This is a genomic window from Nostoc sp. JL23 (assembly GCF_017115065.1).
GTDB lineage: Bacteria > Cyanobacteriota > Cyanobacteriia > Cyanobacteriales > Nostocaceae > Nostoc > Nostoc punctiforme_A.
Genome location: NZ_JABXKN010000126.1, coordinates 14567 through 29794, shown reverse-complemented (window position 1 = coordinate 29794; position 15228 = coordinate 14567). Strand labels below are relative to the sequence as shown.

Here is a 15228-nt window from a genome sequence, read left to right as displayed (position 1 = left end):
AGCTATTTGATTGGATGACTAAGTATTCAAGAGCAAACACAGTAGAAGTGAGTGCTTTTTGCTGGAAAGCCAACTTATCATGTATGTTTGGATATCACTAGCCTCATACTCGGCACAAGATAATTTATGATTGCTGGAGTGATCGGCTGAAGTGATCAACTTTAATTAGAAATGAGCGATCACTTGTTGCTAGAAGGTCAACTTATCGACTATGGCTAGATATGACTAGGCTGATTTTTAGCTCTTTTTCATATTTAAGTATAATTGTCAACTACAAATATAAATAAAATATAAGTTAATTTAAGCTTGGGTACTGGGAATAATCATATTAAGTAGCTCAGATTTTGAACGACACTACTAAGTTGAATTGCTAACTGCTTATAAAGTTAGGCTCAGAGCAGTATCTGCTTATGTATTGCTCTTGTAATATATTGTATTAGTATATCAATCTGCTAGTCCATAATCTGTCATTTACACGGATCGCTCCATGCCATTCAGTAACTTCACAAACCCGTACCAAAATCCTGCTGACATACCAGCGAAGTATCGCCAGCACATGAATCTACAAAAGTTATTTAAAGCTGATGGTTCTTACGTGCGTCCGGCGGAAGATCCTGTAACAATTTGGGCGATTGAGATTTTAGTAGAGGAGTACGATGTTCCACTAGAGGCAATGGAACTAGGACTGTATGCAAATGTTGCAGAAGGTACTTATCAAGGCGGGCGGCGCTATCAAGGACGGACCGATGTAGTTGTTTATGATGATCGTTATGCGGACGTTGTAGGTAATTTAGATGTAGCCTTCATTATGCTGGAGGCAATGGAACCTAATAAAAAACTTGATGGGAAAGAGCCGGAAGGGTGGGTAGATCATCTAAATCGGCTCAACGCCTACATGAGTGCTTCACCATCTGCTCGTTATGCAATTTTGACTAATGGCTATCATACGGTAATTTATCATCGTGATCTAGACTACCCAAGAAAGCTAGAATCAATTGGCGATTTACCTAAGTTTGAAAGTGCGCGTGAGGTAGCAAAGCATAGCCCCTATACTGTAATTCTTAATCCTAGTGAGCCGGATGGGATTGAAACAGGACTCATACCACTAACCAGTGATAAATTTTGTGAGGTTTTAGGAGATACCCATTCTGGATGCCATTCGATCCTGAGAGATAACTAGGGTTTGCAGCCCCAGGAAGCCGTTGATGCAATGGTTAAATTCTTGTTTGCTAAATGGTACGACGAGCAGGCGACTGTTGATTTGGTTAAGGAAACAGGTGAGCCACGAGCTTACGTGTTTAGTGTCAGTAATGAAACTGATCCAGAACGTTTATTAGTTCAAGTAAGAGAAACTTTTGAAAGAGCCAAGCAGTGGGAAAGAGAGACACTAGCGAAAAAGTTTGGTAACAAAATTTCGGCAAGGTTGGGCTTTAATGAAGCTGATCTACTGCAATTTAAACCTTACACTACGATGGAAATTGTGAAGCGTTTGCAGCCTTGGAGTTTGCAAAAATCTTCAGCAGATGTCAAAGGTGGGGTGTTTGAGGACTTTTTAAGTAAAACTTTCCGTGATGATTTAGGGCAATATTTCACTCCTACGCCAGTAATTAATTTAATGGTGGGGATTTTGCGACCAACAGTAAATGATTATGTTGGTGATCCTGCTTGCGGTTCAGCCCGGATGCTAACTCACGTTTTAGATTATGTGCGTAAGCAGGAGTATACCAAAGCAATAGCAAATAATGGTGGTAGTGCTGAAGGGATTAATCCGGAAGAACCAACTGAGGAATTTATCAAATTTAGAGATAATCATTTATTCGGTGCAGAATCCTCTCCTAATGTGATGCGTATAGCGCGAGTTAATACTTTAATGAATGGCGCACAATATGCCGATTTAAAAGTAATGGATTCGCTGGAGCAATTGAGTAGCATTACGGGAGGAATTACAGAGGGTCTTCCAGACCGACCTGGGTTTTATCTAGGTGGATTAACAATGATTTTAACTAATCCCCCATTTGGTTCTAAAGTGACAAATGAAAAGATTTTAAAGGACTTTGCTTCACGGGATGGATTAACAAAGAAAAATGGCAAAGTTGTTAAAGCTATTCCTCAAGAGGTTGCTTTTTTAAATCGTTGTTTTGAATATCTTGCACCAAATGGTAAATTAGCAATTGTTTTGCCTGATGGCATATTAGCAAATAGTTCCATGCAAGATGTACGTGAATGGATTTTACGCTGGGCAACCCTAAAGGCAATAATTAGCTTGCCACAAGAGACATTCATACCCTATGGCGCAGGTGTGAAGACTAGTTTAATTATCTTAGAAAAGCGAAATCAACCTTTAAATTCAGATGATCAGCGAGAAAATCTGCAAATAAATGGTGAAAACAATGAAGATTATGAAATCTATATGGCACGAATTGATGATATTGGTTATGACAAATATGGGTCTATTAAGAATTCCCAGAATCAAAAAGCAATTTCTAGTGAAATGCAAGAAATAATTGATGATTTAACTAATTTCTAATGGTTACTATCTTATGGAAAAAACAAAGGTAAAACTAAGCGAATTACAAACAGAAAAAAGATGGAATTTCTCTGTTTTCTCTTCAGCATCACAAAAGGCACATGAAGCTTTAAACAAATTGAGATATCCAGTTCTTCTTCTTAAAGAAATTGTTAAAAAAACTGAGCGTGGATTTTCTGAAATACAAAAGATTACCTCGGCGGAAGGAATACCACTGTTATCATTAGAGTGTATAAAGCCTGAAGGGGTTGTAATAAGAAATGCAAATAAGTTTATCTCATTAGAAGAGCATCGGAAGCTGTATAAGAGTGCTGTTAAAAGAAATGATATTTTAGTAGCTTTATCTATACGTCCTAATATGAATATCTCTGCTGTTTATGAATCTGATTATCCTGCTAATCTTACATCATATTTAGCAAAGTTAGAACTAAACGAAAGAGTCTATCCACATTACTTATCTTTATTTCTAAATTCTTCATTGGGTAAAGAATTGATACAGCAGAAAGCTATAGGTAGTATCCGTCCCTCAATCAATATCTCTCATTTGCTAGAGTTGCCTGTTCCATTACCTCCTCTGCATGAACAAAAAATTTTAGTTGAAGCTGTACAAAATAAACAAATTAAAGCCCTAGAACTCCAGAAAGAAGCGGTAAAACTTATAGAAGAAGCTAGTCAATTAATAGAAACATTTTTCACCAATAAACAGTAGTTATTATGCAGGCTAGATATCTCACTGCTTACTCCAAAAGCGAAAGAAGCTTAATTCGTAATATAAAAAAATATTTTGATGAATTAGGTGCTGAATATGATAAAAATGTTCGTATTAATCCATCTAATAATTACCGTATAGCCGAAGCTAATGTAGCTCTAAATTATGAATTGAGTATTAAAGTTAAATGGAAATATCCAGCATCTAGCCCAAATTTATTGACATTTGATATTGAATCTTTCCAAGATATTGATATAGATAAGCTCAAGGACTTGATTGAAATAAGTGCGACAAGTTATTTTAGTAAATTAACTCTTGTATATAGTTCGTGTGGTCGTTCTCGTAATTTAGAAAGTTTTCCATTTTTCTTTGATTTAGAAAATGTAATTAGAGAACTGATTATCACGGTAATGATATCTTCTTACGGAAATGATTGGTGGGATACAGCAGGTATTGATAATAGACTATTACATCGGTTTCTTGTACAGCGAGGTTATGTAGGTGATTTCCTTGAACGAAAACTAATCAGTAGTTAATTTTCCGATATCAATTGTAACAAAATTTCTTTAATCCAGTAAAAACAAGCTGGCATAAGGTTGGTAGTAAAACAAGTGAAAAGTGTATTAAGAATAACACTAAATACAAATTAATCCTGGAGTATTTGCGTGGCATCAATCAAAATGAAGTAATCTTGTCATTGGCTGAAATTGAGGGTTTGATAAATGATACCCTACTCGACTCAGCAAAAAGTAAACCGGGGCATAGTCGAGTAATGGTAGCAAAAACGCATTACAAGCTTCTACTTGGATGTAAGCTCAGGGTATAGGAGTACGAACGCCTTCCCAAAACTCTTGGCATATAAGATTCGCAGAAGTTACACCAGTTTAATTATTTATTCTCTATCTCATCTTCCTCACTCAGAGATAGAATACACTCCAGTTTAATTAACTATTTTTGAACTATGCAAGAATAGCAACGAAAAACTAGGCATTACAGTCATTTGCAGTTCAACTAACTATTCTCTTTTTACAGTTACCAAACTACAATATTAGTCCATCACACAAGATCTTGAAAGGGCTAGTTCTGATGATGTTGCTGAATGCGATCGCCTATGGTGGGCGGTTACGCCATCGCAAAAAGTCTTGCTAAATAATTGTAATAATATTTAATATGAGTCTAGGTTGTGTAATTTAGATTAACTATTGCAGAGAAATTCTCTCAGACTGAGTAAAATGACAAATACAACGAGGCAACTATTTTATAGATTAGTTACCCTAGAACTGGAAACTATGTTTTCAGTCCTGAGTTACTTCTGTATTTTGCCTCTGAGGCATACCAATTTAGACTACACCAAATCCTTCATTTAAGAGCTCCCACTAATCATAATGGCTGTGATTGAGAAGAAAAGAACTCGCGATCTGCCCCAAATTAACGAACGAATTCGCTTCCCGAAAATTCGGGTCATTGACACTGACGGTGCCCAACTGGGAATTATGCCCCCACTGGAAGCACTACAACTAGCAGAAGAAAAAGAGCTAGATTTGGTGCTAATCAGCGATAAAGCTGACCCGCCGGTTTGTCGGATTATGGACTACGGGAAATACAAGTTTGAGCAGGAAAAAAAGGCGCGGGAAGCCCGGAAAAAACAGCACACGGCTGATGTCAAAGAAGTTAAGATGCGCTACAAAATAGAAGAACACGACTACAACGTGCGTGTTAAGCAAGCAGAGCGCTTTTTGAAAGATGGCGATAAAGTTAAAGCGACTGTGATGTTCCGGGGTCGAGAAATTCAACACAGCGACCTAGCAGAAGATTTGCTCAAGCGAATGGCAACGGATTTGGAGCCTTTTGGTGAGCTTCAACAAGCGCCTAAAAAAGAAGGACGAAATATGATGATGCTCATCTCGCCTAAAAAATAATTCTCTAACTGTTTAATAGACCAAGTTTGAAAATCCCCTGGCTAGAAGTCAGGGGATTTTTTCATCTTTTATTTGGATGCAATATGCGCTTTGGGCGCACATTTAGCTGTGTACTCCTACGAAAGCGTTTAAATTTATCTAAAATCGATAGTCCTGAACGCTGAGTGGGAAACATAATACTCAGTTGCTCAGGACTTTTGCTATTTCCAGGGAATGGGGGACAAGGGGACAAGGAGGTATATATATTTCTTCCCCTGCCCCTTGCTCCCCTGCCTCCCCATTGCGCGGTGATACTACCAGAAAATAAAACTGCATGGAACTGAAAAATCACTGGTTGGCTGCAAATAAAGTTGCTTTACCACGACTACTACAGTGGGTGAATCTCCGGCCAGAGGAGAGCGAACGAACCCAGATAATGTTTCTTTTTTACACAATTGTATGTGTAGGATTGCGGTGGGCAGAAGACAGTACGGTGGCGCTGTTTTTGGATGAATATGGTACTCACCTGCTGCCGTGGATGTATATTGCTAGTGCGGCAATGAGTGCCGGTCTGGTTTTTTTATACTCTTGGCTGCAAAAGATTTTTCCCCTGCGTTGGGTAATTGTGGCGATCGCACCTTGCATGTTGATGCCATTAGTTTTATTAGTTATATTACGTTGGGGATATCATTTTTCCTACCTGGCAGTGATTTCGGCATTTCTGCTGCGGCTGTGGGTAGATGCACTTTATGTGGTCAATGACCTCAACACTTCTATTGTCGCCAACCAAATATTTAATATTCGAGAGATTAAAAGAACTTACCCACTGGTGAGTAGTGGTCTTTTGGTAGCAGATGTAATCAGTGGCTTTAGTTTGCCTTGGCTAGTGCAATACACCACGCTGAATAAGATCATCCTCATCGCCTGTATAGTGATTTTATTCGGATCGGGCATTCTATTCTATTTAACTCATCACTATCGAGCAGCTTTCCCTGAAACCCCACAAAGACTAGTTCCTGAACAACAAGCTTCACGGGAGCGTTTCATTAAAAGTCCGCTGAAGCGGTACGTTTGGCAGTTGTTTGCTTTTGTGGGACTGTTGCAAGTTATTGGGTTGTTAATAGATTTTCAATATCTGCGCGAACTCCAATCCAATTTGAGTGACCGAGAACTTGCGAGCTTTTTGGGTCTTTTTGGTGGGATGTTGGGACTGTGTGAGTTGTTGTTGCAGTGGTTTTTTTCCAGCCGACTCATCGAACGTATGGGGGTATTTTTCACTGCCACGCTTTTACCAATCACCGTCGGCTTTTCACTCCCAGGAGTGCTGGTATTGCTGCATTTAATTCCAGCCATGCAATCGCAAAGCTTTTTCTGGGGTTTGATAATTGTCAAATTCTTTGATGAACTTCTGCGCTACACCTTTGTTATGAGTAGCGGCCCCATCCTGTACCAACCGATTCCAGAGGCAATTCGCAGCCGGATGCAGACTTTATCTGGTGGAACCGCCGAAGCGATCGCCACAGGTTTGACAGGAGCGCTAATTTTTGTAACTATCTTGTTTTGTGGGCGATTTGTACCCGAACCACTGCAAAAATGGGTGTTGGTAGCAGAAACAATGCTGATAACTGGCACTTGTTTAACAGTAGTTTGGGAATTGCGATCGCGCTATGTGGAACTGTTAGTCTTGAGTGTGGCGCGGGGTCACTTGAGTGCAAGCAATGTTGGCTTACGATTTTTCAAACAGGGTGTAGTCAAAGCTTTAGCAGAAAAAGGCAGTGAGGCTGATAAACGCTCTTGTATTGAACTTTTAGCCCAAATTGATTCCCAAGGCGCGGCGGAAGTTTTAGCCCCGCTACTAGTGAAGTTAACCCCAGATTTGCAGCGCCAAAGTTTGGAAGTGATGCTGATGGGAGGTGTAAATCCGGTTTATCTAGCCGCCATCCGTCCTTTGTTAGAAGAATCCCAAGAAACTAACCCCGAAGTTTTTGCCTTAGCGCTGCGCTACGTTTGGCTGGCTGAACCAAATCCTAATTTAAGCCTCTTAGAAGGATATTTACACCCCCGCCAAAACTCCCTCATCCGCGCTACCGCCGCCGCTTTAGTCTTACGCCAGGGAACGCCCATGCAAAAGGTAGCAGCTACCCAAACCATGCGCCGGATGCTGACTCATAAGCAAGAACGGGAACGGGTGAATGGAGTTAGAGCACTGAGAGAAGCAGTTTATTTGCAGGCGTTGCGGATTCATATTCCGAATTTATTACAAGATGAGTCGTTACGGGTGCGCTGTGCCGTATTAGAAATGATTTCAGCCACCCATTTAGAAGAGTACTATTCGGCACTGATTGCAGCACTTTATTACAAATCAACCCGCAGTACAGCCATGTCCGCACTAGTGCGGCTAGAAAATGAAGCTTTAGAAATGCTGTTGCAGTTGGCGACCAATATTTACAAACCAGAAGTAGTGCGGATGTATGCTTGGCGTACCATTGCTCAAGTCGGTACCCAACAAGCATTGGAGACTTTATGGGAAAATTTGGAAATATCCTGGGGTACTACTAGAGATCATATTCTTCGCAGCTTACTAAAAATCCACAAACAACCAGGAATTAAAGGTTTAGTAGATCGATTTTATGAAAGTCGGGTGGAAAATTTAATTAAGCAGGAATTAAAATTTTTAGGTGAAATTTACGCTGCATACATTGACTTCCAAACACTAGAGCAAAAAGAAAATCATCAATCCAATCAAAGGATTGTGATTGTCTCTGAATTACTGCAACGCGCCCTTATAGAATTGGAATTGGATGTCAAAGAGCGCCTGCTACTATTACTGAAACTGCTTTACTCGCCAGAAAAGATGCAGGCAGCATCCTTCAATCTGCGATCGCTCTCAGTGGTAAACTTAGCGCGGGGGTTAGAAATCTTAGAGCATACCGTAACTTTGTCTTCAAAGTCTTTATTGCTGAATATTTTAGACAACCGACCACAGGCAGAAAAATTGCAATATCTTGTAGAAGCCAAGATCGTAGAATATGAGAACATGATAGTTAGCGATCGCCTCCACAGATTGCTGATGTTGGGTAATTTCCTTTCTGACTGGTGTCTAGCTTGCTGTTTCCATTATGCTCAAGTGACACGCATCCGACTGACCAGTTCTGAGATATTAGTGAGCTTGCGTCATCCCACCGGCTTTGTCAGAGAAGCTGCGATCGCATACTTGAATATGGTTTCACATCGGGTTCTCCTGCAAATCCTCCCCCAGTTACAAAAAGATCCACATCCTTTGGTGGTTGCTCAAGTTAAGGAGTTACTCGAAAAATACCAATTCAAAAATTACAATTGATATTACCTGTAATGAAATAATACTGTTGTCTACTTGCGGTACTAGCGCAACATGGCAAAAATAAATTTGTAGTTAAATATAATACCAGTTCTGTATGAAGATGCGCTAAACCATATTAGGAGTAAAGTATAAGAAAAAAACGAACCACAAAGGGCGCAAAGTACACAAAGAAAGAAAGAAAATTTGGCGCAGCCTCACAAAGAAATGGTATAAGGCAAAGGTTCATATTAGCTTTGTTCACTTCTGCCATCTTACGCTAGGCATAAATTAAAATAATCACAAAGTTAATTTATTTGATCCCAATAAACCTAATTGCTCACAATTGCTAACACTTTCTGGTCACATTTGTTTGTCATACTCTAAACAAATCAATTACCAGCAAAAGCTTTGGGAGGCAAAATGGCTTCTGGTCAACTTCAACACGCTATTGGCATATTTCGTAATCGCAAAATTGCACTACAGGCGCTTGACGAACTGAGAAGTAGTGGCTTTTCGATGAATAAGATTTCTGTAATCACTAAAAAACCCAAGCTCAATGAGCAACTTGACAGTTCCGACACGAGTGAAAGTAGTATTGCTCCTGCTGAAGGTGCTAGGGCGGGTGGATTAGCAGGCGCTAGGGCGGGAGGTTTACTTACCTTAGTTGCGGGTTTGGGTATTTTGCTTATTCCTGGTTTTGGCCCTGCGCTAGCAGCAGAATCTGTTTTAGCCACCCTGTTAGGAAGTGGAGCTAGCGCAGCTGCTGGCGGTCTGATTGGCTCACTACGAGGTTGGTTTCTTCCTGAAGAAGTTGCCCAACTCTACAATGACCGAGTATTCCAAGGCGATTATTTAGTGACGATAGAAAGTACAGAAGACGATATCCGTCAAGCCGAATCTATTCTTAGACGTTGGGGTATTCAGGAATGGCGAGTTATTGACATTCCTAACAGTTGAAATCATTCCTCTGCTAACTTGTAAAGTAAGTGGAAGAGAGCATAAAGAGAATAAATGTACGTACTAATTGGTGGAGCAGGCTTAGTAGGCTTGAGTTTGGCGCAAAAACTAGTAGAACTAGGGCATACTGTTGCCGTAATTGACATTGACCCTATTGCTTGCCGCTATGCCCGCGAACAAGTGGGAGCGATGGCTTTTGAAGGCAGTGCTGTGAGTACAGAAGTATTGTTAGAAGCTGGGATTCGCAAAGCCGGTTCCTTGGCAGCAGTTCTCAGAAGTGATGCCTTAAACTTGGCAATGGTAACTCTTGCTAAACACTACGGCGTTACCCATATTTTGAGTCGGATGCGCCATCCTGATTTTGCCGAACCGTTGCGGATAGCTGGAGCTAACCATATTATCAGTACTGTTGAACTATCAGTTTCAACAATGGTGAACGCCATTGAGTACCCGCAAGTGGAATCAATGATGCATTTCGAGCAGGGACAGATTGAGGTTCTGAAACTTTCCATCCCCAACAATTGTTATGTTGCCGGTCGTAGCGTTGCCGAAATTGCTCAAGATCCCCAATTCCCTACTGGTTCGCTAATTATTGGCTATCAATCTCATCCCCACGAAGATTTGATGATTCCTAACGGCAGTACAATACTGGAACCTCATTCAACTGTGCTGATTGTGACTAAACCAAGATGCTTACATCAAGTGATTGATTTTATTGAACAAAGATGTTGAGCGCAGTTCCTACCTAAACTGTTTATTAGGTAGGGTTAGCTACACATATAAAAATTGGTGAGTTTTGATGAAGCTGTATAGATATATTTATTTAGCGAGCGCCGTTATTATTCTTGCATCTTGTGAATCAACACCCAAGTCACAACCCAATGCCATTCCAGCAACCCCATTGCAAAAAACAGTGACGCTGGATAAGAATTTTAAGATAGCCAGAGGTGAAACTTTTTATGTTCCGGTCTACTCTCATATCTATCATCACAATCGCCAAGAGATTTTTGAGTTAGCAGTTACGCTTAGTATTCGGAATACAGATTTGACCAATCCGATTATTGTTACTTCTGTGCGCTACTACAACTCAGAAGGGAAACTAGTGAAACAGTATTTAGAGCGCCCTATTCAACTTGATGCGCTAGCTTCGACAGATTTTTTTATCAATAGAAATGACACCAGTGGAGGTTTAGGCGCAAACTTCATTGTCGAGTGGGTAGCGCAAACAGAAATATCCGAACCGATAGTGGAAGCAGTCATGATTGGCACTGACTTTCAACAAGGAATTTCTTTTATCAGTCCTGGTAGGGTAATTAAAAGTCAAAATAACTATAAGCGATCGCCTTTAAAATAGAAATCTTAAAAAGCTAATTTATCATTTCCTCGTTCCCACGCTCCGCACGGGAATGCATTCATTGAGTCTCTGACTACATCTATAGCTGGAGGAGCTGGAGGCAACAAATCCTAATCAGCCAAAACTCAAAGGTTCATTCACAAAGCTCAAAGGTTCATTCACGAAGCTCAAAGGTTCATTCACGAAGCTCAAAGGTTCATTCACGAAGCTCAAAGGTTCATTCACGAAGCTCAAAGGTTCATTCACGAAGCTCAAAGGTTCATTCACGAAGCTCAAAGGTTCATCAACGAAGCTCAAAGGTTCATCAACAAAGCTCAGAGGTTCATCAACAAAGCTCAGAGGTTCATCAACAAAGCTCAGAGGTTCATCAACGAAGCTCAGAGGTTCATCAACAAAGCTCAGACTATCCCCCATGCCCAATGCCCCATGCCCAATGCCCCATATTTAATCATCTTCTAATTTCAGTAATTGTTCATCAAGAATTTGTATCCGCCCGCGCACAATTTCTTCTGAGAGAATTCGCTTCCGCATTGCCTCATTGAGCGCTCCTTTTTCTGCCAGCAGTAAACGTCGGCGAATAGCTTCAAGTTTACTACTCTTGCCACTTCCACCTTCCACCTCATCAGGGCGACGATTATATAGTTCCCGCAGTGTTTTTTCTGCACCGGCAATTCGTACCTGATAAGCTGAACGCATCTCTTCATAAACGGCTTTTGGTAATACCCCTGATTTCAACAGGCTATCTAATTCATCTTGTGCCGCCTTTCCCGTCATCAACTGAGCTTGCAACTCTTCAACCTGTTGTTGAACTTCGGAAAATTTAGATAACTTTAAGCGTTTTACCACCCAAGGCAAACTTAAACCCTGTCCCACTAACGACACCAGCACACAGCCGAAGACTATAGCTATCAAAACTTCTCGCCCTGGCATTGTTGTAGGTAAGCTCAATGCCAGAGCCATTGAGAGTGAGCCTTTGATGTTGCCTAAAAACAGTAAATGTTGCCAGCGTAGCGGAATTGGGCGGTCAATCCAACGAACCACTGCTAGCAGTGGATACACCGTAAGAACTCGCCCGATTTGATAAGCCAAAACTGCAAGTAGAATTGCAGGTAAAGTTTTCCAGAGCGTTACCAAATTTATTTCTACACCAATCAACAGAAAAATAAAGGTGTTGACGGTAAAACTGGCATATTCCCAGAAACTCAACAAGGTGATGCGACTAGAAGCAGAAGTATTCTGAGAAAGCCCTAAATTCCCGAAAATTAATCCAGCAACAACTACTGCCACAGGGCCTGATACACCGAGAAATTGCCCAACCTGAAAAGTTCCTAATGCAACTGCGACTGTTAGCAAAAGACTACTCAGAGCATCATCTAAACGGGCGAACACCGGTATACTCAAGTAGCCCAAAACTAACCCGACAACGCAGCCTCCTACAGAGATAAATAGCAGTTGTTGGATTCCCTCTACAAATGTGAGTGAGCCTGTTGAATATACTTGCACGATCAAGTTGAAGGAAACTAGGGCAGCAGCGTCATTGAATAGGGTTTCTCCTTCAACAATGGTGGAAAGCCGCGAGGGTACTGGTATATCCTTAAATACAGCAATCATGGAAACAGTATCAGTGTTGGCCAGAATTACTCCGACAAATAACGCAGGTATCCAATCCAGTCCCAGGACAAATTTCAACAGGACGGCAATAATCGCACTGGAAATCACAGCCCCGGGCCCAGCTAGTAAGGCAATTGGTTTAAAGGTGCTGCGTAGGCGGCTAACATCTGTATTAATACCAGCTTCAAAGATGAGAATTGGCAAGAAAAGATTCAAAACAAGGGTTGGATTTAAACCAATCCGACGAGACAATAACTCAGTGATGGGCAAACCTGCTAATACTAAACCCGTAACATAAGGGATTCCCAACCGCCGGGATAGCAAAGCGACTCCTGTAGCCACAACCAAGAGAATAATTGAAACTTTGACTAATTCGGTAATATCCACTATTGCGTTTTGGAGAGTTAGTTTGACTTAACTGATAGATTCTCTCTTCATTGATGCCAAATTAGCAAGTTCAGGGTGTGGGTTCAGAACTTCTAATTTCCTCCACTTGACCAACTTCAAAAATTAGCGTAAATGCTTGCCCCATCTCTCGCTTGATAAATTCTTCTAATAATTCTACTTGCCGAGGTGTGACAGGTTCTCTTGCCCGGACGCTCAAACGGACTTCTGGGGGATTTGTCAACCAATTGGTATTACTATTAAGCAATTGCAAGCGGCCAAAGGTGACAGTACGGTTCAATAATGCCCGTCTGAGACTGCTTTCTAGTTGTGCTTGTCGTACAAGTCGAGCAAAGCTGACTCCCAAGGGAATTAGTAGGATAGCTGTCAATGCCATAGTCCAAATTAGGGGTTGACGCGCCCGCGCCATTGAAGTGTAACCCGCTACTAAGAATGTCACCATACAGGAGAGGGCAATACCTAGCAAGTTGGTGAGATAAAGTAGAGTAGCCCCGAAACTGAGTGACCAATTTCCTTGTGCCAAGCCTAAGCCAATTACACAAATGGGAGGCATCAGGGCGACAGCGATCGCAGTTCCTGCTAAACTACCAGAGATTTTCGTTTCAATTTTCGCGTAGCCACTAATACCACCAGCCGCTACTGCAATTCCCAAATCTAACAACGTTGGTCTAGATCGAGCCAGTACTTCGCTACCATAACTCGGCAATCCTACCAGCAAACCCAAAGTAAAGGCGATCGCTACCGCTAATCCTGTACCCACCGCTACGGCAATAATTCCCTTGCGAAACAAAGTAATATCTGCTTGCAAAGCACCAAAAGCTAACCCACGAATCGGCAACATTAGAGGGGCAATAATCATCGCGCCAATAATCACAGCCGCACTATTAGACAATAAACCCAAAGTAGCGATCTCCTTCGGAGGAGCTTCGCTAACGCGCAGGAGCTAATAATTAAAATTATGTAAGCTGAGTCTAGAGTTGATTCTGCCAGCAAGTCTGTTTGTAACTGTTGGAGTTGTTCCGGCTGCGAACCCCGGCGGCGGAAATTTTTAAAGCGGTCTCGAATGTTATTACCCAAGACCTTCCTCCTAAATACTCGGTTAACTCTAATTCAAGTTTCCCATTGAACTGGTGTCATCTGAAAATAATCAGATGATGATAAATGCAAAGCTATACCAGGAATTTTCTTATGGTACTTGAATTAGCGATCGCCAAGGAAGTCATTACAAACAATCTCAACCAGTTTCTGCTGGTACTGTCGGTATCTTTAGATGCGGCGACACTACCGCAGATATTTAACTGGTTTAGCAAAAAAATCTAAGTATAGATACAAAAAAAGCTGGGTTTTTTCGCTATCAAGCCTAAAAAACCCAGCTTTCTTTTATATCCTTACTCGAACCCGGTAACTCCCGGAATTTCAAGGACAAAATCTGCCCCATATACGGATGCAGGAGTCTGGAATCCTACCTTAACTTCGCCTTGAATTACCCGTTTAATAACTGCTACAGCCGCTAACGCCGTAAAATCGTATGCTTCTGGCCCTAAGAGCTTTGCAGTTACTTGTTGACCAGTTTCATCCTCAGCAATACCAATTACTCTAACTTGCCCTTTGGCTCGTTCTGCTGCCGTTGGCCCAGTGGGTAGAGTTTTAATTAGACTTGCTAAAGCACTTTGGAATAAAGACGAGTTAAATAACCATCCCAAATACTGGCTCAACTCCATCAGGAAGCGCACAGGATTAGGAAATACGGTATAAACCTCAATATTGGGAATACCCGTAGTCTGAAACGCAGTGATAATATCAGCACGCCAAGGGTTTGTTACCGCTGTCACCGGGCCATAACCAAAATCAATTTTACGTCTTTTCGATGCTGGGCGAGATGGGATGAGCTTACCTGCTTCTCGGACTACCCCGATATGATGTAAAGTTGGCAGTACTGTATTTGCAGTTCCCTGAGATACACCGCCCACTGTTTCATAGATTAAAATCAGTCGCGTTGCAACTGCTAATTTCTGTTTCAGGTAAGCAGCTACACAATCAGTAGGGACAACTCCAAATCCCACACCAGGGAGAAGCATTATCCCTGCATTTTTAGCCTCAGCATCTCGTGCTTGTAGCGCCTGAAATTCAGGTACTTCGCCAGCTATATCTAAATAGTGAGTTTTAGTTTGGAGGCAAGCATCGACAAGTGGCTTTGAGGTTTTGGAGAAAGGCCCAGAGCAGTTGATGACAGCAATTATATCCTCAAGAGAGCGAGCGATCGCTTGCGGAGCGTCTAAGCCAAAAACCCGAAAGTCCAAACTTAATTCATTGGCTACAGCTGCGAGTGAACTTTGATTGCGTCCAGCTAAAATTAATTCCAGCCCGTTATTTTTAGCAGATTCAGCAATGAGTTTTCCAGCATAGCCAGTTGCACCATACAATAACACCCTTGATGTCATTATTATC

At 41.4% G+C, this 15228-nt stretch carries 13 protein-coding genes and 1 pseudogene; 10 read left to right on the top strand and 4 right to left on the bottom strand.

The window, feature by feature from the left end; genetic code table 11:
* Nucleotides 1-487 precede the first annotated feature (487 nt).
* From HWQ42_RS25590 to HWQ42_RS25550, 9 genes are all read left to right on the top strand, one after another.
* Entirely contained in the window at nt 488-1180 is a 693-nt protein-coding gene (locus tag HWQ42_RS25590; RefSeq protein ID WP_292817032.1) for a type I restriction enzyme HsdR N-terminal domain-containing protein, read from the top strand.
* 3 nt (nt 1181-1183) lie between these two features.
* Nucleotides 1184-2527: an N-6 DNA methylase gene (locus HWQ42_RS25585; protein WP_292817031.1), complete on the top strand. Its 1344-nt coding sequence runs from the start codon at nt 1184-1186 to the stop codon at nt 2525-2527.
* Between the two features lie 13 nt (nt 2528-2540).
* Nucleotides 2541-3236, top strand: coding sequence for a restriction endonuclease subunit S (locus HWQ42_RS25580; protein ID WP_292817030.1), 696 nt, complete (start codon nt 2541-2543; stop codon nt 3234-3236).
* A gap of 5 nt (nt 3237-3241) precedes the next feature.
* On the top strand, nt 3242-3772 hold the full coding sequence (locus HWQ42_RS25575) for a hypothetical protein (protein WP_292817029.1): 531 nt from the start codon (nt 3242-3244) through the stop codon (nt 3770-3772).
* A gap of 849 nt (nt 3773-4621) precedes the next feature.
* A complete protein-coding gene (gene infC, locus HWQ42_RS25570) occupies nt 4622-5155 on the top strand; it encodes a translation initiation factor IF-3 (protein WP_099103961.1) in 534 nt (177 codons plus the stop codon).
* Nucleotides 5156-5468: 313 nt separating this feature from the next.
* Nucleotides 5469-8474, top strand: coding sequence for an MFS transporter (locus HWQ42_RS25565; protein ID WP_292817028.1), 3006 nt, complete (start codon nt 5469-5471; stop codon nt 8472-8474).
* 399 nt (nt 8475-8873) lie between these two features.
* Entirely contained in the window at nt 8874-9410 is a 537-nt protein-coding gene (locus HWQ42_RS25560) for a hypothetical protein (protein ID WP_292817027.1), read from the top strand.
* A gap of 54 nt (nt 9411-9464) precedes the next feature.
* A complete protein-coding gene (locus HWQ42_RS25555; RefSeq protein WP_094352965.1) occupies nt 9465-10142 on the top strand; it encodes a TrkA family potassium uptake protein in 678 nt (225 codons plus the stop codon).
* 67 nt (nt 10143-10209) lie between these two features.
* Nucleotides 10210-10764 carry a DUF3124 domain-containing protein gene (locus tag HWQ42_RS25550; protein WP_292817026.1) on the top strand — a complete coding sequence of 185 codons (555 nt, stop codon included), beginning with the start codon at nt 10210-10212 and terminating at the stop codon, nt 10762-10764.
* 114 nt (nt 10765-10878) lie between these two features.
* On the opposite strand, the gene HWQ42_RS25545 is transcribed toward HWQ42_RS25550, so the two are convergent.
* From HWQ42_RS25545 to HWQ42_RS25535, 3 genes and pseudogenes are all read right to left on the bottom strand, one after another.
* Entirely contained in the window at nt 10879-11178 is a 300-nt protein-coding gene (locus HWQ42_RS25545) for a hypothetical protein (RefSeq protein ID WP_292817025.1), read from the bottom strand.
* Between the two features lie 30 nt (nt 11179-11208).
* Nucleotides 11209-12762 carry a cation:proton antiporter gene (locus tag HWQ42_RS25540; RefSeq protein ID WP_292817024.1) on the bottom strand — a complete coding sequence of 518 codons (1554 nt, stop codon included), beginning with the start codon at nt 12760-12762 and terminating at the stop codon, nt 11209-11211.
* 70 nt (nt 12763-12832) lie between these two features.
* Nucleotides 12833-13857 (bottom strand): annotated as a pseudogene (locus HWQ42_RS25535) (DUF389 domain-containing protein).
* 111 nt (nt 13858-13968) lie between these two features.
* On the opposite strand from HWQ42_RS25535, the gene HWQ42_RS25530 reads away from it, so the two are divergent.
* The gene (locus HWQ42_RS25530) at nt 13969-14100 is read left to right on the top strand and encodes a hypothetical protein (RefSeq protein ID WP_292817113.1); all 132 of its coding nucleotides are present in this window, start codon (nt 13969-13971) and stop codon (nt 14098-14100) included.
* Nucleotides 14101-14168: 68 nt separating this feature from the next.
* Here the strand turns inward: HWQ42_RS25530 and HWQ42_RS25525 are convergent, their stop codons facing one another.
* Nucleotides 14169-15221: a saccharopine dehydrogenase NADP-binding domain-containing protein gene (locus tag HWQ42_RS25525; protein WP_292817023.1), complete on the bottom strand. Its 1053-nt coding sequence runs from the start codon at nt 15219-15221 to the stop codon at nt 14169-14171.
* Nucleotides 15222-15228 lie beyond the last annotated feature (7 nt).

Excerpts from the sequence above, each read along its gene's own strand:
- HWQ42_RS25575 (WP_292817029.1), top strand. The coding sequence starts at position 3,242 with ATGCAGGCTAGATATCTCACTGCTTACTCCAAAAGCGAAAGAAGCTTA.
- HWQ42_RS25565 (WP_292817028.1), top strand. The coding sequence starts at position 5,469 with ATGGAACTGAAAAATCACTGGTTGGCTGCAAATAAAGTTGCTTTACCA.
- infC (WP_099103961.1), top strand. The coding sequence starts at position 4,622 with ATGGCTGTGATTGAGAAGAAAAGAACTCGCGATCTGCCCCAAATTAAC.
- HWQ42_RS25545 (WP_292817025.1), bottom strand. The coding sequence starts at position 11,178 with ATGGGGGATAGTCTGAGCTTTGTTGATGAACCTCTGAGCTTCGTTGAT.
- HWQ42_RS25580 (WP_292817030.1), top strand. The coding sequence starts at position 2,541 with ATGGAAAAAACAAAGGTAAAACTAAGCGAATTACAAACAGAAAAAAGA.
- HWQ42_RS25560 (WP_292817027.1), top strand. The coding sequence starts at position 8,874 with ATGGCTTCTGGTCAACTTCAACACGCTATTGGCATATTTCGTAATCGC.
- HWQ42_RS25550 (WP_292817026.1), top strand. The coding sequence starts at position 10,210 with ATGAAGCTGTATAGATATATTTATTTAGCGAGCGCCGTTATTATTCTT.
- HWQ42_RS25555 (WP_094352965.1), top strand. The coding sequence starts at position 9,465 with ATGTACGTACTAATTGGTGGAGCAGGCTTAGTAGGCTTGAGTTTGGCG.
- HWQ42_RS25525 (WP_292817023.1), bottom strand. The coding sequence starts at position 15,221 with ATGACATCAAGGGTGTTATTGTATGGTGCAACTGGCTATGCTGGAAAA.
- HWQ42_RS25530 (WP_292817113.1), top strand. The coding sequence starts at position 13,969 with ATGGTACTTGAATTAGCGATCGCCAAGGAAGTCATTACAAACAATCTC.
- HWQ42_RS25590 (WP_292817032.1), top strand. The coding sequence starts at position 488 with ATGCCATTCAGTAACTTCACAAACCCGTACCAAAATCCTGCTGACATA.